The organism is Deinococcus pimensis DSM 21231 (genome assembly GCF_000519345.1).
GTDB lineage: Bacteria > Deinococcota > Deinococci > Deinococcales > Deinococcaceae > Deinococcus_A > Deinococcus_A pimensis.
In genome coordinates, this window is the sequence record NZ_KI912638.1 from 18,965 (window position 1) to 20,707 (window position 1,743).

The following is a 1,743-nucleotide window of genomic DNA, read 5'->3' on the forward strand; positions in this document are numbered from 1 at the left end:
GTGCCGAGCCTGCGCGCGACGGCGTACAGGGAGTCGCCCGCCACGACGGTGTACGTGGCGGGCGCGGCGGGGGCCGGGGGGGCGGCCTTCGCCTCGGCCTCCACGATGAGGACCTGTCCGACGGACAGCGTGGGCGCGCCGAGCCCGTTGAGGCTCAGGAGCGCGTCGACGGTGAGGCCCGAGCGGCGCGCGATGGAGTAGGCGGTGTCGCCGGGCTGCACCGTGTAGGTGGCGGCGGCGAGGGCACCGGACGTCAGGACGGAGACGGCGAGCGCGGCGCAGGCCGTGAGGCGGGCGCGGCGGACACCGGATCGTGCGGCTCGGATCATGAACCCCCCATGAGGATGAAATTCTGAGCGCGAGTGTAACACACCTTCAGGCCGGGCACATAGCGCAAACCCGTCACGGCGGTCTGCCCGTTCCACGCGCGTCCTCACGTTCACCCTTCACCCACGCACGATCCGATGCTTTCAAATGGAATATCCTGTGGCCATGGCCGCCGCCCCCACCTCACGCTTCGCCGCGTGGCGCGCCCGCACGTTCAGGGCCCTCGAAGTCCGGACCTTCCGGCTCTTCTGGTCCTCGCAGATGCTGAACCTCGTCGGCACCTGGATGCAGGCCACCGCCCAGTCCTACCTCGTCCTGGAACTCACGGGGAACTCCAGCCGCGCCCTCGGCCTCGTGAACGTCGCGCAGTTCGCCCCCAGCCTGCTGCTGAGCCTCTTCGCGGGCGCCCTCATCGACGTGCTCCCCAAGCAGCGCGTCCTGCAGGCCACGCAGCTCGTCATGATGCTCTGCGCCCTCACCCTCGGCGTGCTCGTCCACACCGGCCACGTCACGCTGCCCCTCATCCTCACCGTCGCGTTCGTCGCGGGCACCGCCAACGCCTTCAACATGCCCACCCGGCAGTCCATGGTCGCGGACTTCGTCCCCCGCGACCGCCTCGCCAACGCCGTCGCGCTCAACAGCCTCTCCTTCAACGTCTCGCGCACGCTCGGGCAGGCCCTCTTCGGCGTCGTCATCCCGCTCGGCGTGTGGCTCCTCGCGAAGGGCGACCCTCAGGCCACCTCGCGCCTCGCCGTGCCCTTCTACCTCAACGCCGCCGCCTACGTCGTCGCCATCGCCATCCAGGCGACCCTCCCGTACCGCCACAAGCCCGACGGACGCCGACACAACCTCCTCGCCGACACCCTCGAGGGGCTGCGATACGTCCGCAACGCGCCCGGCGTGCTCAGCGTCATGCTCTACGTGGGCGGGCTCTCCGTCACCATCATCAACTTCAACGTCATCATCCCGTACTTCGCCCGCGCCGTCTTCGACGTCCGCGACGCCGGCTTCGGCCTCCTGAACGCCGCCTTCGGCGCGGGCGCCATGATCGGCGCGCTCTGGCAGGCCAGCAAACCCAACCCCGTCCGCAACCTGCGGCTCGGCGCGGTCCTGCTGCTCGGCTCCTCCCTGCTGCTCGCCGTCACCCCGAACGCCGCCGTCGGCGCGCTCGTCCTCGCCGCGTGCGGCTTCAGCATGCTCTCGCTGCTCATCAGCGCCAACAGCACCGTCCAGCTCTCCATCAACGACGCCCTGCGCGGACGCGTCATGAGCCTCTACAGCTTCGTCCTCGTCGGCATGGCTCCTCCCGGCGCGCTCATCTCCGGCGCGCTGATCTCCCAGGACGGCCCCCTCGGCCCCCGCTGGGGCCTCGCGGCGCTCGCCGCGCTCGGCGCGGTCGTCGTGGCGCTCCTGTGG

General features: G+C 70.9%; 2 protein-coding genes. One reads left to right on the forward strand and one right to left on the reverse strand.

Annotated features, from left to right (window positions below; all coding sequences use genetic code 11):
- On the reverse strand, window positions 1-329 hold a 329-nt coding region (locus tag DEIPI_RS30085; protein WP_045234060.1), incomplete at its 3' end, for a LysM peptidoglycan-binding domain-containing protein.
- A 163-nt stretch (window positions 330-492) separates the two neighbouring features.
- On the opposite strand from DEIPI_RS30085, the gene DEIPI_RS0110275 reads away from it, so the two are divergent.
- Window positions 493-1,743: MFS transporter (locus DEIPI_RS0110275; RefSeq protein WP_027481726.1), on the forward strand; the 1,251-nt coding region annotated here is incomplete at its 3' end.